Source organism: Bradyrhizobium sp. 35 (genome assembly GCF_023073215.1).
Classification (GTDB): domain Bacteria; phylum Pseudomonadota; class Alphaproteobacteria; order Rhizobiales; family Xanthobacteraceae; genus Bradyrhizobium; species Bradyrhizobium canariense_D.
Genome location: NZ_JADPJC010000144.1, coordinates 341,089 through 363,431 on the forward strand (window position 1 = coordinate 341,089; position 22,343 = coordinate 363,431).

Genomic DNA, 22,343 nt, shown 5'->3' on the forward strand with positions numbered 1-22,343 from the left:
GGAGCAGAACTATTCCGCCGCGGTCACCGGCACCTTGGCGCCCTGGCCGTAGCGCTGCTCGATGTAGTCGATCACGAGTGCTTTGAAGTCGGCGGAGATGGTCGGGCCGCGCAGGGTGCGGAACTTCTTGCCGTCGACGAACACCGGGGCAGCCGGCGCCTCGCCCGTGCCCGGCAGCGAGATGCCGATATTGGCGTGCTTGGATTCGCCGGGGCCGTTGACGATGCAGCCCATCACCGCGACGTTGAGCTCTTCCACGCCGGGATATTTCGTCTTCCAGGTCGGCATCTCGTCGCGGATGAAACCTTGGATCGAGCTGGCCAGTTCCTGGAATGTGGTCGAGGTGGTGCGGCCACAGCCGGGGCACGCCGCAACCAGCGGCACGAATGTGCGGAAACCCATGGTCTGCAAGAGCTCCTGGCCGACCTGCACCTCGCGGGTGCGGTCGCCGCCGGGCTCCGGCGTCAGCGAGATGCGGATGGTGTCGCCGATGCCCTGCTGCAACAGGATGCCGAGCGCGGCCGAGGACGCCACGATGCCCTTGGTGCCCATGCCGGCCTCGGTCAGGCCGAGATGGATCGCGTAGTCGGAACGGCTGGCGAGATCCTGATAGACCGCGATCAGATCCTGCACGGCCGAGACTTTGGCCGAGAGGATGATGCGATTCTTCGGCATGCCGAGTTCCTCGGCGCGCGCGGCCGAGAGCAGCGCGGATTGCACCATGGCCTCGCGCGTCACCGCGCGCACGTCGCGCGGATCGGGGGAGGCGGCGTTCTCGTCCATCAGCTTGGTCAAGAGCTCCTGGTCGAGCGAGCCCCAATTGGCGCCGATGCGCACCGGCTTGTTGTTCTTGTTGGCGATCTCGATGATGTCGGCGAACTGGGTGTCGCGCTTGTCCTTGAAGCCGACATTGCCGGGATTGATGCGATATTTGGCGAGCGCCTCGGCGCAGGCCGGATAGGCGGCGAGCAGCTTGTGGCCGATATAGTGAAAGTCGCCGATCAGCGGCGTGGTGATGCCGCGCTTGAGCAGGCCGTCGCGGATGTGCGGGACGGCAGCGGCGGCCTCCTCGCGGTCCACGGTGATGCGGACCATTTCGGAGCCCGCGCGGGCGAGCGCTGCGACCTGGGCAATGGTGCCGTCGATATCGGCGGTGTCGGTGTTGGTCATTGACTGCACGACGATCGGGGCACCGCCGCCGACGGCAACGTCGCCGACCTTGACCTGGGTGGTCTTGTGCCGGGGCGCGGGGCCCGCGACGTCGGAATCGATGGTTTTTTCGAGCTTGTTCATGGCGTCCAAATATCAGGTTTTGGTGACGTTCAGCAATGCATCGCGCGGCGCCGCAGCGGATTGACTGGGACGGTTAACCAGAAAAAGCCCAGCAATGACAAGGAGGGCGGCAGCCCCGAATGTCAGGTTCAGCGTGTCGTGCATGATGAAATAGCTACCCACCACGCCAAACAAAGGGGTGATGAAGGTAAAAGCCGACAATTTGCTGGCCGAATAGGTCTTCACCAGCGCGAACCAAAGCGTGAACGTGGTTCCCACGACCCAGATCGCCTGGAAGGCCATCAGGCCCAGCGACAGCGGCGACGGCGTGTGGGGGATGGTCTCCCCGAACAGCCAGGCGGCCAGCCCCAGGATCGGGATCGAGGTCGCGACCTGATAGCCCAGAGCCTTCTCGGGCGCCGCGAAGCGCAGCCGCGTGCCCTTGGCAACTAGCGTGGTCGCCGCCCACAGCGCGGCGCCGCCGACGATCATGAGATCGCCGAGCAGGACATGCGAATCGACGTTGGGCTGCGGCACGCCGATCGCGAGCGCGACACCGGCAAAGCTGATGGCGAGCCCCAGCCATTGCGTCCCGCCAAGTCGCTCGCCGAGCACCTGGTAGGAGCCGAGCGCGACGAAGAACGGCGCGGTGTAGAGGAACACGACCGCCCGCGATGCTGGTGTGAACCGCAGGCCCTGGAAGATCAGCACGAACTCGATGCCGAACATCAGTCCGGCGATGACGCCGGGCTTCCAGGTGCCGTCGCGCTCGAAGAATTTAACGCCGCGCAAGCTGCCGATGATGAACAGCACCGGCAGCGCGCCCATCGAGCGGAACGTGGCCTGAAGCATCGGCGGAATGTCCGGCAGCACCAGCTTCACGGCGATCTGGTTGAACCCCCAGGTCAGGCACAGCATGAGCATCAGGGCGATGGCGCCGGCACTGAGGGGACGACCGGCGGACGGTATGGCTTGAGGTGAGGACATTTCTTCCTAAAAACCGGCTTTGCGCCGTTGTTGCTCTATGCGGCTTTCTGACAATGCGCACAAACGCCCGTGATTTCCACCACCGACAATTTGGGAGCGAAGCCTGAGCTGCGCGCGGCGGCGTTGAGGTCCTTGGCGAAGGATGCCGACGGAATCTCACCGACCAGGCCGCAGCGCTCGCAGATCAGGAACGTCACCGCCGAGATCGCGTCGTGGTCGTGAGCGGCGCAGGCGAGATAGGCGTTGCGGCTTTCGATCCGGTGCACGAGGCCGTTGGCCATCAGGAAATCGAGAGCACGATAGACCGTGATCGGCGCCGGCCGCGACATCGACTTCGCCAGTTCGTCGATGACCTCATAGGCGCCGAGCGGCCGGTGGCTCGAGAGCAGCGCCCCCAATACATGGCGGCGTATAGGCGTGAATTTCTGCGCGCGCTCTCCGCAAACGGCCTCGGCATGCGCCAGCGCATCCGCGGTGCAGCGGCCGTGATCGTGATCGGGCGCGGGAAATGCCGGTTTTGCGAGGGTCATGCGACCGGCGTTCTAGCATTTCGAAAGGGGAACCCAAAGCAGGACCGGCGATGCGGCCAGCAGCCATGCTCGGCCTGCGGGACAGCGTCCCGCAAACCCGCCATGAAATAATCATAAGCTTGCTTATTATATTGCAAGCTTATTGGAGACCAAGCTCATGAGCCCAGGGCCCGTGGACCAGAACTTCCTGTTTACGCTCGCCGAGCTCTATCGCCTGCTCCGGGTCTATGCCGACAAGGAAGCCTCGCGCTTCGGCATCACCCGCGCGCAATGGGCGGTGCTGGCCAAGGTCGAGCGCAGCGAAGGCATGAAGCAGTCGGAACTCGCCGAGCTTCTCGAGGTGCAGCCGATCACGCTGACGCGCCTGATCGACAAACTCTGTGACAGCGACTGGATCGAGCGACGCAACGATCCTTCGGATCGCCGCGTCAAGCGGCTGTACCTGAAGAAGGCCGGGCGGCAGTTGCTCGGGCGGATGAGCGGGCTGAAGTCCGAGCTCACGGCCAACGCGCTCGACGGCATCACTCCGGCGGACGCCCATCGCCTCCTCACCCAACTCGAAACAATCAAGGAAAACGTGCGGTCCGCGATCCAGAGCAGCGGAGCGGAACAAGCGCGTAAGGAGCAACGCTATGGCTGATCAGGTTCTCAAGTTCCAGCCCGAGCAGAAAATCGACGGCGGCAAGCCCACCAAGAAAGCCGGCACCGATCCGCGCCGCCGCCTGGTGGCGGGCCTGCGCCGCTATCGCCGCGTGCTGCTCCTGGTTGTGCTGCCGCTCGTCGTCGCGGTTGCCGGCTTCACCTTCTATCTCAATGGCGGCCGTTACGTCGGCACTGATGACGCCTATGTCGGCGCGCAGAAAGTGCTGGTGACCCCTGATATCTCCGGCAAAATCCAGAAGGTCGTCGTCAAGGAAGGTCAGGTCGTCAAGCACGGCGACGAGTTGTTCGAGATCGACCCCGCTCCGTTCCGTCATGCGTTGGAAGAAGCCAAAGCGCAACTCGCCCAAGCCCGCATCACCTATGACAATCTTGTTGCCAACATCAAGATCTACGGTGACATGCTCAATCTTGCCCAGCAGGGCATGGACCTGAAGCAGCGCGACGTCGAACGCAAGCAGTCGCTGGTGAAGAACAATTACGGCTCGCAGCTCGATCTCGACAACGCGTCCAATGCACTGGTTACCGCCGGCGCGCAGGCGCAATACATCAAGCAGCAACTCTCCAATGCCAAGACCCAATTGCTGGGGAATCCCGAGTTGCCGCTGGAGCAATTCCCCGCCTACGCGCAAGCGAAAGCCAAGCTGGACGATGCCCAGCGCAACCTCGACCACACCGTGCTGCGCGCGCCGATGGATGGCGTGGCAACACAGGTCGAACAGATCCAGCTCGGCCGCTACGTCGCCGCCGGCACGCCGGTGTTCTCCATCATCGACGTGGCCCATCCCTGGGTCGACGCCAATCCGAAGGAGAGCGACCTCACCTACGTCACCGAAGGACAGCCGGTCACGCTCGAGGTCGACGCGTTCCCGAACCATACCTTCAAGGGCAAGATCGGCTCGCTCTCGCCCGGCACCGGCGCGCAATTCGCGATCCTGCCGCCGCAGAACGCCAGCGGCAATTTCGTCAAGGTGGTGCAGCGCGTGCCGATCCGCATCTATTTCGACGAGACCGACAAATACGTACGCAAGCTGAAGGCCGGCATGAGCGTTTACGCCACCATCGACACCGGCCACCAGCGCTCGCTCGCCGGTCTGCTCGGCCTGTCGGCGACCGCGAGCCAAGACAAAGATCAGGACAAGGACTAATCCTATGGCGGAGTCCAATCCCGCCCTTATGGTCCCCGGCCTGCGCCGGAACATGGTGACGATCTGCGCCATGACGGCAACCATCATGCAGGCGCTGGACACCACCATCGCCAACGTCGCCCTGCCCTACATGCAGGGCACGCTGTCGGCTTCGCAGGACCAGATCAACTGGGTGCTGACCTCCTACATTGTCGCCGCCGCGATCATGACGGCACCGGTGGGCTGGATCGCCAACCGCTTCGGCCGCAAGCGCATCTTCATCATCTGCTCGGCCGGCTTCACCATGGCATCGGTGCTGTGCGGGCTTGCGCAGGACATCAACCAGATGGTGATTTTCCGCCTGCTGCAGGGCGTGTTCGGCGCGGCCCTGGTGCCGTTGTCGCAATCGGTGATGCTCGACTATTACACGCTCCAGGAACGCGCCAAGGCGATGTCGATCTGGGGCATGGGCGTAATGATGGGGCCGATCATGGGTCCCTCGCTCGGCGCCTGGCTGACCGAGACTTATTCCTGGCACTGGGTGTTCTTCGTCAATTTGCCGTTCGGCGCCATCACCGTGATCGGGCTGATCATCTTCATGGACGAGACCCGGAAGGATCTCAGTCTCAAGTTCGACTGGTTCGGCTTCGCGGCGCTGGCGGTCGCGATCGGGTCGCTTCAGCTCGCGCTCGACCGCGGCGAGCAATTGGGCTGGCTCGAATCGGGTGAGATCCTTGCGGAGTTCATCGTCTCGGCCGTCGCCTTCTACTTCTTCATCGCGCATTCCTTCACGACCTCGACACCGTTCATCCGCTTCGGGCTCTTCAAGGACCGCAATTTCGTCACCGGCTGCGTGTTCATGGTCGTGATGGGCCTCGTGCTGTTCTCGACCATGGCGCTGGCCTCCCCCTATATGCAGAACGTGATCGGCTATCCCATCATCACCGCGGGCCTGCTGCTGGCGAGCCGCGGCTTCGGCACCTTCTTCGCCATGATGCTGGTCGGCCGCATGATGCGTTACATCGAAGCCCGCACACTGATCATCACCGGCCTGACGCTGACCGCGGGCTCGCTGTTCCAGATGACCGGCTGGACCGATTTGACCCAGGTGCCGGAGATCGTGACCGTCAGCGTGATCCAGGGCTTCGGCTTCGGCCTCGTCTTCGTGCCGCTTTCGACGGTGGCATTCCTGACCTTGTCGAATGAGCTGCGCACCGACGGCACCGCGATGTTGACCCTGATGCGCAACGTCGCGAGCTCGGTGGGCATTTCCGTCGTCATCGCCCAGCTGACACAAGGCACGCGGCGGACCTACGCGATCCTGTCCGAACACATCAACCCGTTCAACCATGCGCTCCAGATGCCCAGCGTCAGCGGCATGATCAATCTCTCCACCGACGCCGGTCGCGCCATGGCCGATCGCATGGTCAGCGTGCAGGCGCAGATCATCGCCTTCGCGCACGACTACGAGCTGGTGATGTTCTTCATCCTCTGCACCATCCCGCTCGCCCTGCTGATCGGCTCGACCAAGGCCACCCTGCGCAAGCAGGCGGCGGGGCCGGAACATGCGGTGATGGAGTGATGCCTTCGCCGGGACGACACCGATGATGTTGCGCGCCTCTACCCCAAAATCTCCTCGCAGCCCAGATCCTCGACCGCCATCATCACCCGCTCCAGATTATTCCACCAGATCACCGGTGGGATGTTGATGCTCCACTGCCAGACTGGCTTGGTGATGTGCCACAGCACCGACCGCCGATAGTCCTGGTCGAGCGCGCCGCGCGTATAGCCGCTGACACCGTGCGCCATCAGCATCTCGTGATAGCGATTGAGCAGCGGGCGTTCGAGCGCCTGCCGGCGCTCTGGATACCATTGCGTCGCCATCATATAGGCAAGGTCGTGGGTAGGAACGTTGATGCGCCAATGATCGAAATCGAAAATGCGCACAGCGTCAGCGATGCCCGCGCGTGGCAGCAGGAAATTCCAGGTATGGGCATCGCCGTGAGCGATGGTCACATGGCGATGCGAATGGTAGCGTTGCAACAGTTGCTCGGCCTTGTCGATGAAGCGCCGATACAGGGTCCGCCGCTCCTCACTGAGGCGATCACCAAGCAAATCGGCGAAGCGGTCGTAATGGCCGGCGAATGTCTCTATCAGACTCGCCGTATCATCAAGGCTCATCCAGGTGCCGATGGTGTCGCCGAGACCCGCATGGTCCCACCAAGATGCATGCCAGCGGGCGAGCGCCGTTACGATCGCCATCGCCTGATCGCGTGAGGGCGGCAATGGCCAGTCAGCTGCAACGTCATGGCTGTCGGTGAGATCTTCGAGCAGCAGATGCCAGTCCTGGCTCTCCTCGTCGAAATGCCCATCGTAGCAGCGCGGCACGATGTGCGACGGCATATTTGGCGCAAGGCGGGTGTAGAAGGCCACTTCCTGCCGACCAGAATTTGCCAGCGACTTGGCGTAGGCCGGATTCGGGATCTTCAGGATGACAGAGTGCGGGGACCCGGCTGCTTCCCCGACATAGCGCAGCCCAAGTCGGATAACGTGCGACACCATGGCGGGGTATTGGTGCAGCACCTTCACCTCGCGCACGGCGCCCGCATCCAGCACGCCGCCCCTGCGTAGCGCAGCGGTCAGTCGAGCCCGCTCAACGACCGCCGGCAGTTGTGGAGGTGTCATGGACGCCACGATGCCCTCGTCCCGGACCATACTGCACAATCACACCCCCCGGCACCAGCAATAGGCATCGCGCCGGGCTCAGGCCGCCGCTGTGGAGTCGCGCACCGTCCGGACCACGACCGACCGAAGCTGCTCGAGATTGGCCGCCATGCCGGCGATCGCCTGCCTGACCTCCGCGGCGCGCTCGTTCACGGAGGCGGCGTCGCGGCTGACATCACCGATCTTGGCCGAGACCTCCTTCGCCGCGGAAGTCGATTCGGAAATCGACCGCGTGATCTCGCGGGTCGCGGCGTCCTGCTCTTCCATCGCGGCGGCAACCGAGGTGGCGACGCCGTCGATCTCGACGATGTGGCCTCCCATGGTTTCGACGGCGTCGACGGCGGCTTGCGTCGAGGCCTGGATCTCGGCGATCAGCCGCGCGATCTCCTCGGTGGATTTGGCGGTCTGGTCGGAGAGGGATTTCACTTCGGCGGCGACCACCGCGAAGCCACGGCCGGCCTCCCCGGCGCGCGCCGCCTCGATCGTGGCGTTGAGTGCCAGCAGATTGGTCTGGCCGGCGATGCCGCCGATGAGGTCGGAGACCTCGGCGATCTTCTTCACCGATCCAGCCAGCGTCTGGATGGTCGAGCGCGCCTGTTCCCGACCGGCGACCGCCGATTTTGTAACCGTGCTGGTCCGCGCGACCTGGGTTGCGATCTCGCGGATCGAAGCACTGAGTTCTTCAGCTGCGGCCGAGACGGTCTGCGAGCTGCCGAGGGCCTGGGTGGAGGCGGCTGCGACCGCCTGCGATTGTGTCGAGAGCGACCTTGCGATCTCGGACAGACTGGAGGCGGCACGCTCCACGCCTTGCGTCGCCGCGCTCGCGGTGTCGACCGAGCGGCCGGTCTCGCGCTCGACGGTTTCGGCCATCTGATGCAGGGCCTCACGCTTGGCGAGCGCCGCCTCCTGCTCCTTCTGCAACTGCTCCTCGCGCAGGCGGAAATTCTCGACCGCGGACTGCTTGAACACCAAGAGCGCACCCGCCATCGAGCCGACCTCGTCCTGCCGGTGCGCGAAAGGAATGTCGGCGGCGAGATCGCCGGTCGCGAGCTTTTGCATCGCGCTGGTCATGCGCACGATCGGGCGCATCACGCCGAAGGCGACGCCGAGCAGGCCCGCCGCAATGAAGGCGAGGACGGCGGCGGAGACGCCGAGGAGGATGTAAAGCATCGAGCTGTCGCGGTCCGCGGCCAGCTTCTCCATGTCGGCATTCTGCTTGTTGGCGCTCTCGACGATGCTGTCGATGACGGCGCGATGCGCGGTATAGGCCTCCTTGAGCTGCGCGTAGGCCCGCTCGGAGACGGCCGTATCCTTGGCCTTGAGGGCGGGGAGGAGCTGGTCGGACAACAGCTTCCAGAACTTCTGCACCTCGGCGTCGGATTTCGACACCAGGGTCGTCTTCAGGTCGGCCGAGAGGCTGGAGGTGACCCAGAATGCCTTGCGCTCGTCGTAATCCTTGCGGAGCTGGGCCAGGCGTTCGGCATGGGCCGCCAGCTGGTCGGGCTCGCGCATGGCGAGCGTGGCCTCGAGGTAGGCCTCGATCACATATTCCGGCGGCGGCAGGATGTCGGCGATGAGATCGTTTCCGAGCTTGATATCAGAATAGAGCGGACCGCCGACCTTGAGCTCTTTCAAGGCGTAGAGGCTGGTCGAGACCACGGCGGTAAAGCCGATGGCCAGAACGATGCCGAAAGCAATGATTGCGGAAGAAAGCGAAAGACGAATTTTCATGGAAAAATCCAATGGGCCGCGCTGAATCCCACGGACCCTAAAGGATTACGGTAAACACGGGATTGCATCGCGCGGAAATTGCATCGCGCGAACTCCGGAAAAATACGGGAAATGGCGTCAGGTCAACAGTTTCGGGCAGCGAAGCTTGGGCCCGTCCTCCGCTGTCGTCCCGGATCGGCGCTCCGCCTGTCCGGGACGGCGCTGGGGGTCACACGTCGAAAAATACCGTTTCGTTGTCGCCCTGGAGCCGCAGGTCGAGCCGGTACACCGGCTTGCCGGCCTCGCGCACGGCCGTCAGCGTGGCGCGACGGTCGGCAGGCACCACCGCCAGCACGGGATCGGCGGCATTGCCGGCCTCGTCACTGAAATAGATGCGGGTATAGAGATGCCGCAGCATGCCGCGACCAAACACCGCAAGCAGGACATGCGGTGCCTGCGGCTTGCCGTCGGGATCGGGCACCACGCCCGGCTTGATGGTTTCAAAGGAATAATTGCCGTCCTTGTCGGTGCCGCAACGGGCAAAGCCGCGGAAGCTCGCATTCGGCAGCGCGCGCTTGTCCTGCGGATCCGCGAAGCGCCCCTGCGCGTCGGCCTGCCAGATCTCCAGCATGGCATCGGGCACAACGACTCCGTCGCCGTCGAACACGCGGCCCTCGATCCGGACGCGATCGCCGGTGACGTCGGGCGTCAGCGTCGAGTTGGTGAACGCATCATTCCAGGCATACTCGCCGGTCGGCGTCAGGCCGTATTTGAAGAACGGGCCGACGGTCTGCGACGGCGTGATCCCATTGTCCTGCACTTAATGGTTCTCCATAGGGGTGGCGTTCTTGCCGCGCAGCACGATGTCAAAGCGGTAACACAGCGCCCATTCGGGCTGGGTGTTCTCGAGATCAAATGACGACACCATCCGCGCCCGCGCCTTCTCGTCCGGCACCGAATTGAAGATCGGATCGAACGGGAACAGCGGATCGGCCGGGAAGTACATCTGCGTCACGAGACGCGTGACGAAGGAATGGCCGAACACAGAGAGATGGATGTGTGCGGGACGCCAGGCGTTATGATGGTTGCCCCAGGGATAGGCGCCAGGCTTGATGGTGACAAAGCGGTAGTAACCGGAGACGTCGCTCACGGTGCGGCCGGCGCCCGTAAAGTTCGGATCGAGCGGAGCGGGATGCTGGTCGCGGACGTGAACGTAACGGCCGCAGGAATTGGCCTGCCAGATCTCGACCAGCGAGTTCGGCACGCCGCGGCCGTCCTCGTCGCGCACATGGCCGTGCACAATAATGCGTTCCCCGAGCGGCTCGCCGGTGTGTTGGGTGGTGAGATCATTGTCGCCCTCGCGAACGGTCTCGTGGCCGTAGACCGGGCCGGTCAGCTCCGACAGCGTATGGCGCATCGGGATCAAGGGTTTGTTCGGCGCACGCTTGACCGAGCTTTTGTACTCGGGCGACAGCGGCAGCGGATGCGCCGTGTTGCTGTCGACGGGATAGATGAATGTCATTGGCGAACTCCTCCCCGGCCCTTTTCCGACCGGTCAACGCTTCCGCCAATCATTATAGGATATAACTAATTGGGGGAAGCGGCTTTGAGCCCTATTTGATCGGCGGACGCGGCAGGACGGCCTCGCCGGCTTCGAGCCGATAGACATGGTCCAGCGAATACCAGGGCGTCGCGACGTCGCGCTCGGTCGGATGTGGCGTGTCATGGCGCAGGAACTTGCCCATCAGCGCTTTGGTCACGCCGAACTGCACGTCACTATCGATATGCGGGTCGGCGGGGTCGTAGACCTGCGAGATCAGCACCTTGAATCCGGGCTTGAAGACCAACGCGTGCAGGTGCGCGGGACGATAGGGATGCCGCTTCTGCGCCTCCAGGAGGCGGCCGACCACGCCGTCGGTCGGAATGGGATAGCCGACCATCATCACGGAGCGGAACGAGAAGGCTCCGTCCTGGTCGGTCGTAAACTTGCCGCGCAGGTTCATGTCGGCCTGCTCGGGGTCCTGGTTTTCATAGAGACCAACCGGCGACGCGTGCCAGACGTCGACCTCGGCGCCGGCGACGGGACGGCCGTCCTTGTCCACGACGCGGCCGTTGACGAACAGCGGCGCGCCTGGGGTCTCGGAGCGGACGATCGATCCGCCATTTTCCACCCGCGGCGAGTTCAGCCGCCAGAATGGTCCGAGCAGCGACTGGTCGGTCTCCGTGTTGCCCTCATCGCCATTATTCAGCAGGCACACCAGCGGCGAGACGCCGAGCGAGCCTGCCATCAGCACGACCTCATTATGCGTGTCGGTCGAGAGCTTGCCGAGTTCGGCGATAACAGCCGTGGCGTCGCGGAATTCCTTCTCGGTCAGGCGAACGTCGCGAACAAAACCGTGCAGATGCTTGACCAGGGAGACCATGATCTGGCGTAGCCGTGGATCGGATGTCTGCTCCATCACCGCCAAGGCCGCGGCCGTGACGTCCTGCTCGCGCGCGATGATCATGGGATGCTCCCTCACCTTGCGTCATGGCCGGGCTTGTCCCGGCCATCCACGACCTTCTTCTCGCGGCACCAAGAACGTGGATGCCCGGGCCTTCGCCTCGCCGAAGAGGCTTCGGCCTCGCAGGCGGGACAAGCCCGGGCATGACGAGTCTGGGGCACCCGGCTCCGGGATGACGGCACGCTGCGCGTCCCGTCAGTTCAGCTTCTCGATGGCGACCGCAACGCCCTGGCCAACGCCGACGCACATGGTGGCGAGCGCGAGCTTGCCGCCGCGCTTCTCCATGCCGTGCACCGCGGTGAGCGCGAGGCGCGCGCCACTCATGCCGAGGGGATGACCGAGCGCAATCGCGCCGCCATGCGGATTGACGAAATCGGCATCGTCGGCAACGCCGAGCTGGCGCATGCAGGCGATACCCTGCGAGGCAAAGGCTTCGTTGAGCTCGATCAGGTCGAAATCGCCGATTTTCTTGCCGAGACGTTCCATCAGCTTGCGGGTGGCCGGCACCGGGCCGATGCCCATGATGCGCGGCGGCACGCCGGCGGAGGCGAGGCCGAGGATGCGCGCGCGCGGCGTCAGGCCGTGCTTCTTCACCGCAGCCTCGGACGCCAGGATCATCGCGGCGGCGCCGTCATTGACGCCGGAGGCGTTGCCCGCGGTCACCGTGCCGGGATTGCGCACGATCGGCCTGAGCTTCGTCAGGGCTTCCAGCGTGGTCTCGGGACGCGGATGCTCGTCCTTGTCGACGGTGACAGGGCCGGCCTTGCCGCCGGGAATGGTGATCGGGGTGATTTCTTCGGCGAAATAGCCGGCCGCAATCGCGGCGCCCGCGCGCTGCTGCGAGCGGATCGCGAAGGCGTCCTGATCCGCGCGCGAGACCTGGAATTCCTCGGCGACGTTCTCGCCGGTCTCGGGCATCGCGTCGACGCCATACTGCGCCTTCAGCAGCGGATTGATGAAGCGCCAGCCGATCGTGGTGTCGAAGATCTCAGCCGAGCGCGAGAACGCTTCCTGCGCCTTGCCCATCACGAAGGGCGCGCGCGTCATGGATTCGACGCCGCCGGCAATCGCAAGCTCGATCTCGCCGGAACGGATAGCGCGGCCGGCCGCACCGACCGCATCGAGACCGGAGGCACAGAGCCGGTTCAGGGTCTGGCCTGGAACGGAATCCGGCAGGCCCGCAAGCAGGAGCGCCATGCGTGCCACGTTGCGGTTGTCCTCGCCGGCCTGGTTGGCACAGCCGAAGAAGACCTCGTCAACCTGTGCCCAATCGAGATTGGGGTGCTTGGCCATCAGCGCCTTGATCGGGGCCGCCGCCAGGTCGTCGGCACGCACCTTGGCGAGCGACCCGCCAAAACGGCCGATCGGGGTCCGCACGGCATCGCAGATAAAGACGTCACGCATGGTTGTTCTCCCTGAATGCCGCGATCCGGCCTAAATTCTTCAATGTCGACGGAGTTTTAGGAGGGCGCCCGCGGCAGGTCAATTGACCGATACGCGCGTGTTCCGACGGGTGTGCACGCGAGTTGCGCATGCCGCGGTGCGGACAACGTGGAAAACCTCCCCTCTCCGCCCAAAGCGATAGGAGCGCGGGGCGAAATTTTGTAGGTTGCGCCGCCCATGACAATGCAACAACCGATCCCTGCACCGCCTCCCGACGATACGCCCGCGCCGCAGGCGGAAGCTGCCGCGCGCGTCACGCCGATGATGGAACAGTACCTTGAAATCAAGGCGGCACATCAGGGCCTTCTGCTGTTCTACCGGATGGGCGACTTTTACGAGCTGTTCTTTGAGGACGCCGAGATCGCCTCCAGGACACTCGGCATCGTCCTGACCAAGCGCGGCAAGCATCAAGGCGCCGATATCCCGATGTGCGGCGTGCCAGTCGAGCGCTCCGAGGACTATTTGCACCGGCTGATCACCGCCGGGCACCGGGTCGCGGTGTGCGAGCAGACCGAGGATCCCGCGGCGGCGAAAGCACGCGGCAACAAGAGCGTCGTGCGCCGCGGCGTGGTGCGCCTGGTCACGCCGGGCACGCTGACCGAGGACACGCTGCTCGACGCGCGCGCCAACAATTACCTGCTGGCGCTCGCGCGCGCGCGCTCATCGGCGGGCGGTGACCGCTTTGGCCTCGCCTGGATCGACATCTCGACCGCCGAATTCACGGTGACGGAATGTTCGGGCGGCGAACTCGCCGCCACGCTGGCGCGGATCAATCCGAACGAGGTGATCGTCACCGACGCGCTCTATAACGACAGCGAGCTCGGACAGACCCTGCGCGAGCTGCCGGCGGTGACGCCGCTGACCCGCGACGTCTTCGACGGCGCCACTGCCGAGAAGCGGCTGTGCGACTATTTTGCCGTCGCGACCATGGACGGACTGTCCCAGCTCACGCGGCTGGAAGCCACTGCCGCCGCCGCCGCCGTCACCTATGTTGACCGCACCCAGGTCGGCAAACATCCGCCGCTGTCGCCGCCCGCGCGCGAAGCCTCGGGCGCGACCATGGCGATCGATCCCGCCACCCGCGCCAATCTCGAACTGACGCGGACACTCGCCGGCGAACGCCGCGGCTCGCTGCTCGACGCGATCGACTGCACGGTGACCTCGGCCGGCTCGCGCCTGCTGGCGCAGCGGCTTGCCGCGCCGCTGACCGATGCGGCGGCGATTGCGCGGCGGCTCGATGCCGTCGGCAGCTTCGTTGCCGACTCGGCCGCGCGCGAGGACATCCGCAGCATCCTGCGCGGCGCCCCGGACATGTCGCGGGCGCTGGCCCGTATATCCGTCGGCCGCGGCGGTCCGCGTGACCTCGCCGGCCTGCGCGATGGCATCATCGCCGCCGACCAGGTGCTGACGCGGCTTGACGAACTCGACCAGCCGCCGCAGGAGATCGCCGTCGTGATGGCGGCGCTGCAAAAGCCATCGCGCGAGCTCGCGGCGGAATTCGCCAGGGCGCTCGACGATCAACTGCCGCTGATCAAGCGCGACGGCGGGTTCGTTCGCCAGGGCTATGAGCCTGCGCTGGACGAAACGCGAAATCTGCGCGACGCCTCGCGCCTGGTGGTGGCCTCGATGCAGGCGCGCTACGCCGACAACACGGGTGTGAAGGGGCTCAAGATCCGGCACAACAACGTGCTCGGCTATTTCGTCGAGGTCACCGCGCAGCACGGCGACAAGCTGATGTCGGCGCCGCTAAACGCAACCTTCATCCACCGCCAGACGCTGGCCGGCCAGGTCCGCTTCACCACCTCCGAGCTCGGGGAGATCGAAGCCAAGATCGCCAATGCCGGCGACCGCGCACTCGGGCTCGAGCTCGAGATTTTCGAGCGGCTCTGCGCCAAGGCTTTGGCCATCAGCGAGGAACTGCGCGCCGCCGCTCACGCCTTTGCGCTGCTCGACGTCGCGACGTCGCTTGCCAAGCTGGCGATCGACCAGAACTATGTGCGGCCCGAGGTGGACTCGTCTCTCGGCTTTGCGATCGAGGCGGGCCGCCATCCCGTGGTCGAGCAGGCCTTGAAGCGCAATGGCCAGCCGTTCATCGCCAATGCCTGCGATCTCTCGCCGGGCCCTGCGCAAAAATCCGGCCAGCTCTGGTTGCTGACCGGTCCGAACATGGCGGGTAAGTCGACCTTCCTGCGCCAGAACGCGCTGATTGCGTTGCTCGCCCAGATCGGAAGTTTCGTGCCGGCGACACGCGCGCGGATCGGCATCATCGACCGCCTGTTCTCGCGTGTCGGCGCCGCCGACGATCTCGCCCGCGGCCGTTCCACCTTCATGGTCGAGATGGTCGAGACCGCTGCCATCCTCAACCAGGCCGGCGAGCGCGCGCTCGTGATCCTTGATGAAATCGGCCGCGGCACCGCGACCTTCGACGGCCTCTCGATCGCCTGGGCCGCAATCGAGCACCTGCACGAGAGCAACCGCTGCCGCACGCTGTTCGCGACGCATTACCACGAGCTGACGGCGCTCTCCGCCAAGCTGCCGCGGATGTTCAACGCGACCGTGCGGGTGAAGGAATGGCAGGGCAATGTCGTGTTCCTGCACGAGGTGTTGCCGGGTTCGGCCGATCGCTCTTACGGAATCCAGGTCGCCAAGCTCGCGGGCCTGCCGCCGGCCGTGATCACGCGCGCCAAATCGGTACTGGCGAAGCTGGAAGCCCAGGACCGCGGCCAGACCGCGCGCGCGCTTGCTGACGATCTGCCGCTGTTCGCAGTGCCCTCGCGCGCCGCCGCAGAAGTCACACCGCCGAGCGAGGCCGAACTGCTGATGGACGCGGTGAAGGCGCTGCATCCGGACGAGATGTCGCCACGCGAAGCGCTCGATGCGCTGTATGCGTTGAAGGCCAAGCTGCCGAAGCAGTGACGGTGCCGCAGGGTGGGTGAGCCGAAGGCGTAACCCACCACCTTTGTCAGCGCGCGAGAAGTGGTGGGTTACGCTTCGCTAACCCACCCTATGCTTCTGAACGCTACGCCCTCGCCGCGATCGCCGCCACTTCCGCTGCGGCGCGCTGCATGCTGGTCGACATCTCGTTGGTCACCGTGCTCTGCTCTTCGATTGCCGCGGCCGTCGACGTCACATATTCGCTGACGTTGCTGATGGCCGTCTTGATCGAAGCCAGGGCGGTGACGACGTCTCCAGAGATGCCGTTGAGGCTACCGATCTCAGCGCCGATCTTGTCAGTGGCCTGCTTGGCTTGGTTGGCGAGGCTCTTGACCTCCGAGGCCACCACCGCAAAACCCCGACCGGCTTCACCGGCGCGGGCGGATTCGATGGTGGCGTTGAGTGCCAGGAGGTTGATCTGCCCGGTGATGTTGTTGATGAGCTCGACGATCCCGCTCATCGCCAGCGCCGCTTCAGTGAGGCGCTGGGCCTGGGCATCAGCGGACGCGACCTGCTCCACCGCGCTCATCGCCGTCTCGCGCGATTTGGTCATGGCCTCGGAAATCTCCCGCACCGAGGCGTTCAGCTCTTCCGATCCGGCGGCGACCGATTCCATCATGCCGCGGACGCGCTCGTTGCCCATGCGGACCAGCACCTGTTTCGTGACGTCGGTCGCATATTTCACGACCTTGAACGGCTTGCCGTTGAGATCCATGATCGGATTGTAGGAGGCCTGGATATAGACCTCCCTGCCGCCCTTGCCGATGCGCTTGTATTCGGCCGCCTGATACTGGCCGCGGTTGAGCGCCGCCCAGAACTCGCGATAGCCATTGCCATCGCGCTCCGAGGGCTCGACAAACATGCTGTGGTGCTTGCCCTTGATCTCAGCCAGCGAATAGCCGAGGGCGCCGAGGAAATTGGCGTTGGCGGTGATGATCGTGCCGTCCATGTTGAACTCGATCACCGCCTGCGCCTTCTCGATCGCCGTGATCTGGCCCGCAAGGACGGCATTCTTCAGCTTCTCCGCCGTGACGTCGGTCGCGAACTTGGCGACGCCGAAGGGCTTGCCGTTCTCATCGAGTAGCGGATTGTAGGAGGCGAGAATCCAGACCTCGCGGCCGCCCTTGCCGATGCGCTTGAACTCGCCAGCCTGGTATTCGCCGCGGTTGAGCTTGGCCCAGAACTCGCGATAGGCCGCGCCGTCGCGCTCGGCCTGGGGCATGAAGAGGCTGTGATGCTTGCCCTGGATCTCGGTCAGCGAATAGCCAAGCGCGTTGCAGAAATTCTCGTTGGCCGTGACGATGGTGCCGTCGAGCTTGAACTCGATCACGGCCTGGGCGCGGCCGATAGCGGCGATCTTCGAAGACTCCGTCATGCTCCGGATCTTCTTCTCGGTGATTTCGGTCGCAATCTTGGCGACCATCACCGTCTTGCCGTTGCCGTCGAGCACCGGATTGTAGGATGCTTCGATCCAGATCTCACGGCCGCCCTTCGCGATCCGCTTGAACTCGCTTGCCTGATACTCGCCGCGGTTCAATGCAGCCCAGAACGCCTTGTACTCGGCGCCGTCGCGCTGGTCGGCCGGCATGAACATGGCGTGCTTCTTTCCCTTGATTTCGTCGAGGGAATAGCCGAGGGCGTTCAAGAAATTCTGGTTGGCGCTCAGGATCGTGCCGTCCATGGCAAACTCGATCATGGCCTGCGAGCGGCCGATGGCGGCGAGCTTAGCATCCGCGTCGTTGCGGGACTTGCGGCCAAACATCATTGAATCTCCAAAATCATTAAATTGCGAGACGGGATCAGGTGACGTGACGGCGCGGCACACGCGCTGAATTCCAATCGAATTCCGCCGGTAAAACTCGCGTTGCGAAGACCAAGGCGGATACGCAAGATGATTCAGTACCCATAAGATTCGAATAAAGTGCTAACGAATTCTGGGAAAAGCGATCGCCGACAGAGCAGCCTAAAGCTGCACGACGGTAGGCCTTACACGCTGCTCGGTCGGCGCTGTCACTTGAATGCTTGGTCCTTCAGGAGTTTGAAGGAAAGCGTCTCGCGATCGGTCATGGCGAGTTTTGCTACGGAAGTATCCGGCGACGCCGCGCCGCATGTCCGTAGTGTCACGGCGCTTGCCGCGCCTTGTGCTGCGTACGCCGCCCGATCCCCCACAGCGTCAGATTCCAAACAATGCAGGTGGCGAGTGCAAGCCCAAGACCGACGGCGGAGCCGAACCACGCCACCGCCACGTGCAACACCGCGATCGCCATTCCGAATCCGAGCAGCCCCCAAGCCGAATTGGCCAGCACCGCGGCGGTCGGCGGACCGCCGATTCGCGGATGCAGGATCACCATGATGCTGGAAAACACCACCGGATACAGCGCGATGATGCCGCTGATCCGGGGACCGACCCAGCCCGAGGTCGAGACGACGATTGCGACGAGGGTCGCGACCAGCGCGGCCCGCATCGGCACGTCATACCAGCGCCGCGTCACCAGCGGCATCTTTACATGGCGATAGCCCGCGAGCAGCGGAATGCAGATGCCGAACGCGATCAGATTGGCGGCGAGCCCGGCGGTGAGCGGCCAGTCGAACTGCTTGATGATCGAGGCGAACACGATCCAGACCGCGACCGCGCTTCCGCAACTCACCAGAAGGCTGCGCCGCTGCGCCAGCACCACATAGGTGAGACAAGATCGTCGCGGCATTGACCGGCAAGCTCGACAGCGCGCCCTGCGCGATGAAGGCGGCATCGTGGTCGAGCGCGAGGAAGACGTAGGATGGTCCGGCCGAAACCGGCAAGGTCGCGACCAGCGCGCCGATCACCGGCCCTGAACGCTCGGTGATGATCGACGCCGTCACGACGAACGCCGCCGCGACCATCATGCGCAGAACGAGGATGAGGATGAGGTGGAGCTCGGGGGACATTTTTTTCTTTTGTCGTCCCGGGCTTCGCCGAGACGACACGAATTGTTGGGCGAGCGGCCTTCGCTCGCTACATCCGCTGCATCGACACCGAGACCTTCGGGCCGTTCTTGATGGTCTGATAGACCACGCAGTAGCGCTCGGTGAGCTTGAGCAGCAGGTCGAGCTTGTCTTGCGGCGCATCAGTATCGACGTCGAAGCGCAGACGTATCTCGGCGAAGCCGACCGGCGTCTCCTTGTCGACGCCGAGCGTGCCGCGGAAATCGAGATCGCCCTCGGCGTAGACGTTGCCGGTCTTCAAGGGTACCTCGATCGCGGTCGCGACCGATTTCAGCGTGACGCCGGCGCAGGCGACCAGCGCTTCGAGTAGCATGTCGCCCGAGCAGAGCTCGAGGCCGGAGCCGCCGGTTGCGGGATGCAGGCCGGCCATTGCGATGGCGCGGCCGGTCTCGACCTTGCAGGCGATGCCCTCGCTGTCGGTCGAGCCCTTGGCCCTCAACGTGATCATCGCGGTCTTGGGGTCGGTCTTGTAGCGCTCCTTGATCGGGGCCTGCATCTGGCGCAGTGCTGCGGCGTCCATTTTGTCTCTCCCGGGAAAATCGTCTCTACGAAGTACCGGCTTGCGATGTACCGGCTCGGAGCGAAATTGTCACCACCACATGGCCTGACCGGGACCCTGGGTTGCGTCACGGTCGGGCACGCTGCGGTCGAGCGAACGATCGAGTGACGTCAGCACACTTCGCTTGAAATTCTCGAACAGCGGCGAATTGCGGTCGCGTGGCCTGCCCAGGTTGATCTCGATCTGGTCGAACAGCCGGCCCGGCCGCGGCCGCATCACCAGCACGCGGTCAGCCAGCACCACGGCCTCGTCGACGTCATGGGTGACGAGGATGAGCGTCGGCCGCGTGTCGGCCCAGAGATCGAGCAGATGATCCTGGAGGTCCCTGCGGGTGAAAGCGTCGAGCGCCGAGAACGGCTCGTCGAGCAAGAGCACCTCGGGCTGCGGCACCAGCGCGCGGGCGATCGCGACGCGCTGTGCCTGCCCGCCCGAGAGCTCGCGCGGCCAGGCCTGCGCCTTCTCGGCGAGCCCGACACGCTCGAGCGCACGCGCCACCTTTTCACGCCGCTCGGTCGCGGGCCCATCGGCAAGACCAAAGCCGATATTGTCGGCGACGCTGAGCCAGGGCAGCAGCCGCGGCTCCTGGAAGATGATGCCGATCTTGGCATGCGGCGCGGCGATCGCCTCGTTGTCCAGCGTCACCGTGCCCGAGCTTGCGCGGTCGAGGCCCGCGATGGCGCGCAGCAGCGTGGACTTGCCGCAGCCCGAGCCGCCAATGATGGCGACGATCTCGCCTTGCCTGATCTCGGCGGAGAAGCGCGCCAGCGCCTGCACGCCGTTGGGATAGGTCTTGCTGACCCGGTCGAGCGCCAGCATCGCCTTATGCTCCCGTTGTACGCCCAAAGGCGTCCTGCCAGCGCAGGAAGGGCGCAGCCGCGATCTCGATCAACCAATCCGTGAGCTTGCCGAGGATCGCGAAGATCACGATGGCGGCGAGGATCTGCGCGGGCTTGCCGAGCTGCTGGCCGTCGAGCAGGAGATAGCCGAGGCCTTCGGACGCGCCGATCAGCTCGGCCGCCACCACGAACATCCAGCCCAGACCAAGACCGACGCGCAAGGACACGACATAGGCCGGCAGCACCGCGGGCAGCAGGATACGGCGGATCATGGCAGGCCCGGAGAGACGGAATGTGCGACCGACCTCGACGATCTTGCGATCGACGATGAGGATCGCGCCCATCACGCCGAGATAGACCGGAAAGAACACGCCGACTGCGATCAGCGCGATCTTCGAGGTCTCGAAGATGCCGAGCCAGAGGATGAACAGCGGCACCCAGGCCAGCGACGGGATCGCGCGCAGCGCCTGCACGGTCGGGTCGAGCAGCCGCCGCGCCAGCGACCAATAGCCGGATATGGCGCCGAGCAAGGTCCCCGCGACCACGCCGAACGCAAAGCCAAGGCCGACACGCCACAGCGTTGCGGCGATGTGACGGAACAGTTCGCCGGAGCGCGCAAGATCAACGACGGTGGCGAACAAGCGCGAGGGCGGCGGCACCAGCCGGCCGTTGGACCAGCCGGACCAGACCACGAGTTCCCAGCCAAGCGCGAGGGTCAGTGGCAACAGCAATCCCAGCGTCGGCCCCGCATAGCGCGACAGCCGCGAGGGCGCGGCGCTCTCGGCCGGTTCCGTAGTCTGTTGCAGGACTGGCGCGTCAGAGATCATGGCCGGTAGGAAGCGCGTCCTGTGCGAGATTGCAAGGGCGCGCGGCATTCTCGGCGTCGTCCCGGACAAGCGCAGCGAAGCGGAGCGCAGATCCGGGACCCCTAACCACGGGAAGGCGTGGCTACGGTGACTCGGAGTTGCCCCTTTGGCGCCAAACCACTTCCTGTGGTTATGGGTCCCGGGCTCGCTTCGCGCCCCGGGACGACGAACGAGTTTGCCGCCCGCCTGCCTTTAATTCGTCGGCAGCGGGACCTGATCGTCGATCAACGCATCCAGCGTCGCCTTCACATCGACCTTGGCGTCGACGACGCCGGCCTGTTGCAGGGCGAGGCCCGCGGCGAGGATCGATTCGCGCTGGGGCGCGCCGATGCGGCTGTGGGTCAGCTCGGTGCGCTCCTTGAGTTGCTTGTCGACGACAGGCTCCGGCAGCTTGGTCACGGCGATGAAGGTCTTCTTGAGCTCGTCGTAATTCGCGAGCGAATATTTGCGCGCCTCTTCGTACACCGCGAGCACGCGGCGGGCGGCGTCCGGATAGTCTTTCAAAAACTGCTCGCGCACATTGAGGATGCCCCAAGTGTTGGCGTCGGCCTTGCGATAGAACAGTTTCGCGCCGTCCTCGACCTCGGCCTGCGCCATCATCGGATCGAGCCCGGCCCACGCATCGACGTCGCCGCGGATCAGCGCGGTCTTGCCGTCGGCGTGCTGGAGCAGCACCGGCGTGATGTCCTTTTCGGTGAGACCTGCGCCAAGCAATGCGCGCACCAGGAAGATGTGCGGATCGGTGCCGCGCGTCACCGCGACCCGCTTGCCCTTGAGATCGGCGACATTAGCAATCTTGGAATCCTTTGATGTCACCAACGCCGTCCATTCGGGACGCGAATAGACGTAGATCGACTTGATCGGGTTGCCGTTGATACGCGCGACCAGCGCCGCCGAGCCCGCGGTCGAGCCGAAGTCGATCGAGCCCGCATTGAGGAATTCGAGCGCCTTGTTGGAGCCGGCCGACTGCACCCAGGTGACGGTGATGCCGTCCTTGGCGAACTCCTTTTCCAGGAGTCCCTTCTGCTTCAGGACCATCGACACCGGATTATAGGTCGCCCAGTCGATACGGATTTCCTTGAGCGGATCCGCCGCCCGCGCCGCGGGGGACATGGCAAGAGCGACCGCTCCCGCCAACAGTATGCGTCGTGTAATCCTGGTCATGCCCGACCTCCTCAAAACTTCATTGTTTTTCAATGAGTTAGATCT

The 22,343-nt window shown here is 64.6% G+C and carries 18 protein-coding genes and 1 pseudogene; 4 read left to right on the forward strand and 15 right to left on the reverse strand.

Translation table 11 applies throughout. The annotated features are described in order from the left end of the window. Positions 1-9: 9 nt before the first annotated feature. The 3 genes from ispG to IVB36_RS30305 are packed head-to-tail and all read right to left on the reverse strand — an operon-like array spanning position 10 to position 2,789. The gene (gene ispG, locus IVB36_RS30295; protein WP_018455912.1) at positions 10-1,293 is read right to left on the reverse strand and encodes a flavodoxin-dependent (E)-4-hydroxy-3-methylbut-2-enyl-diphosphate synthase; all 1,284 of its coding nucleotides are present in this window, start codon (positions 1,291-1,293) and stop codon (positions 10-12) included. Between the two features lie 12 nt (positions 1,294-1,305). Beyond that, positions 1,306-2,259 carry a DMT family transporter gene (locus IVB36_RS30300; protein ID WP_026233051.1) on the reverse strand — a complete coding sequence of 318 codons (954 nt, stop codon included), beginning with the start codon at positions 2,257-2,259 and terminating at the stop codon, positions 1,306-1,308. 35 nt (positions 2,260-2,294) lie between these two features. Next, positions 2,295-2,789 (reverse strand): transcriptional repressor, encoded by a 495-nt coding sequence (locus IVB36_RS30305; protein WP_018455910.1) that lies wholly within the window; start codon positions 2,787-2,789, stop codon positions 2,295-2,297. 157 nt (positions 2,790-2,946) lie between these two features. Here IVB36_RS30305 and IVB36_RS30310 point away from each other — a divergent pair, with 157 nt between their 5' ends. The 3 genes from IVB36_RS30310 to IVB36_RS30320 are packed head-to-tail and all read left to right on the forward strand — an operon-like array spanning position 2,947 to position 6,158. Continuing rightward, positions 2,947-3,429 carry a MarR family transcriptional regulator gene (locus IVB36_RS30310; protein ID WP_026233050.1) on the forward strand — a complete coding sequence of 161 codons (483 nt, stop codon included), beginning with the start codon at positions 2,947-2,949 and terminating at the stop codon, positions 3,427-3,429. Then, complete coding sequence (locus IVB36_RS30315; RefSeq protein ID WP_018455908.1) at positions 3,422-4,597, forward strand: HlyD family secretion protein; 1,176 nt, start codon at positions 3,422-3,424, stop codon at positions 4,595-4,597. The genes IVB36_RS30310 and IVB36_RS30315 overlap by 8 nt, the downstream gene beginning before the upstream one ends. Positions 4,598-4,601: 4 nt before the next feature. Continuing rightward, entirely contained in the window at positions 4,602-6,158 is a 1,557-nt protein-coding gene (locus tag IVB36_RS30320; protein WP_018455907.1) for an MDR family MFS transporter, read from the forward strand. A 38-nt stretch (positions 6,159-6,196) separates the two neighbouring features. On the opposite strand, the gene IVB36_RS30325 is transcribed toward IVB36_RS30320, so the two are convergent. The 6 genes from IVB36_RS30325 to pcaF all read right to left on the reverse strand — a co-directional run bounded on the left by IVB36_RS30325 (position 6,197) and on the right by pcaF (position 12,918). Then, positions 6,197-7,291, reverse strand: coding sequence for a phosphotransferase (locus IVB36_RS30325; protein ID WP_018455906.1), 1,095 nt, complete (start codon positions 7,289-7,291; stop codon positions 6,197-6,199). Positions 7,292-7,339: 48 nt separating this feature from the next. Beyond that, on the reverse strand, positions 7,340-9,031 hold the full coding sequence (locus IVB36_RS30330) for a methyl-accepting chemotaxis protein (protein ID WP_018455905.1): 1,692 nt from the start codon (positions 9,029-9,031) through the stop codon (positions 7,340-7,342). A gap of 208 nt (positions 9,032-9,239) precedes the next feature. Beyond that, entirely contained in the window at positions 9,240-9,830 is a 591-nt protein-coding gene (pcaG, locus tag IVB36_RS30335) for a protocatechuate 3,4-dioxygenase subunit alpha (protein WP_018455904.1), read from the reverse strand. Next, positions 9,831-10,532: a protocatechuate 3,4-dioxygenase subunit beta gene (pcaH, locus tag IVB36_RS30340; RefSeq protein ID WP_018455903.1), complete on the reverse strand. Its 702-nt coding sequence runs from the start codon at positions 10,530-10,532 to the stop codon at positions 9,831-9,833. A gap of 91 nt (positions 10,533-10,623) precedes the next feature. Then, positions 10,624-11,517, reverse strand: coding sequence for a dioxygenase (locus IVB36_RS30345; protein WP_018455902.1), 894 nt, complete (start codon positions 11,515-11,517; stop codon positions 10,624-10,626). Between the two features lie 192 nt (positions 11,518-11,709). Beyond that, a complete protein-coding gene (pcaF, locus tag IVB36_RS30350; protein ID WP_018455901.1) occupies positions 11,710-12,918 on the reverse strand; it encodes a 3-oxoadipyl-CoA thiolase in 1,209 nt (402 codons plus the stop codon). A 216-nt stretch (positions 12,919-13,134) separates the two neighbouring features. Here pcaF and mutS point away from each other — a divergent pair, with 216 nt between their 5' ends. Next, the gene (mutS, locus tag IVB36_RS30355) at positions 13,135-15,873 is read left to right on the forward strand and encodes a DNA mismatch repair protein MutS (protein ID WP_026233049.1); all 2,739 of its coding nucleotides are present in this window, start codon (positions 13,135-13,137) and stop codon (positions 15,871-15,873) included. Between the two features lie 103 nt (positions 15,874-15,976). On the opposite strand, the gene IVB36_RS30360 is transcribed toward mutS, so the two are convergent. The 6 genes and pseudogenes from IVB36_RS30360 to IVB36_RS30385 form a co-directional block, all read right to left on the reverse strand. Further along, positions 15,977-17,653, reverse strand: a complete 1,677-nt coding sequence (locus tag IVB36_RS30360) for a PAS domain-containing methyl-accepting chemotaxis protein (protein WP_204514044.1) — start codon at positions 17,651-17,653, stop codon at positions 15,977-15,979. Positions 17,654-18,011: 358 nt separating this feature from the next. Further along, positions 18,012-18,816 (reverse strand): annotated as a pseudogene (locus IVB36_RS30365) (hypothetical protein). Between the two features lie 67 nt (positions 18,817-18,883). Continuing rightward, complete coding sequence (locus IVB36_RS30370) at positions 18,884-19,393, reverse strand: OsmC family protein (RefSeq protein ID WP_018455897.1); 510 nt, start codon at positions 19,391-19,393, stop codon at positions 18,884-18,886. A gap of 69 nt (positions 19,394-19,462) precedes the next feature. Then, a complete protein-coding gene (locus tag IVB36_RS30375; RefSeq protein ID WP_018455896.1) occupies positions 19,463-20,248 on the reverse strand; it encodes an ABC transporter ATP-binding protein in 786 nt (261 codons plus the stop codon). A gap of 4 nt (positions 20,249-20,252) precedes the next feature. Then, positions 20,253-21,095 (reverse strand): ABC transporter permease, encoded by an 843-nt coding sequence (locus IVB36_RS30380; RefSeq protein ID WP_247295993.1) that lies wholly within the window; start codon positions 21,093-21,095, stop codon positions 20,253-20,255. Between the two features lie 231 nt (positions 21,096-21,326). After that, a complete protein-coding gene (locus tag IVB36_RS30385) occupies positions 21,327-22,298 on the reverse strand; it encodes an aliphatic sulfonate ABC transporter substrate-binding protein (RefSeq protein ID WP_247295914.1) in 972 nt (323 codons plus the stop codon). Positions 22,299-22,343 lie beyond the last annotated feature (45 nt).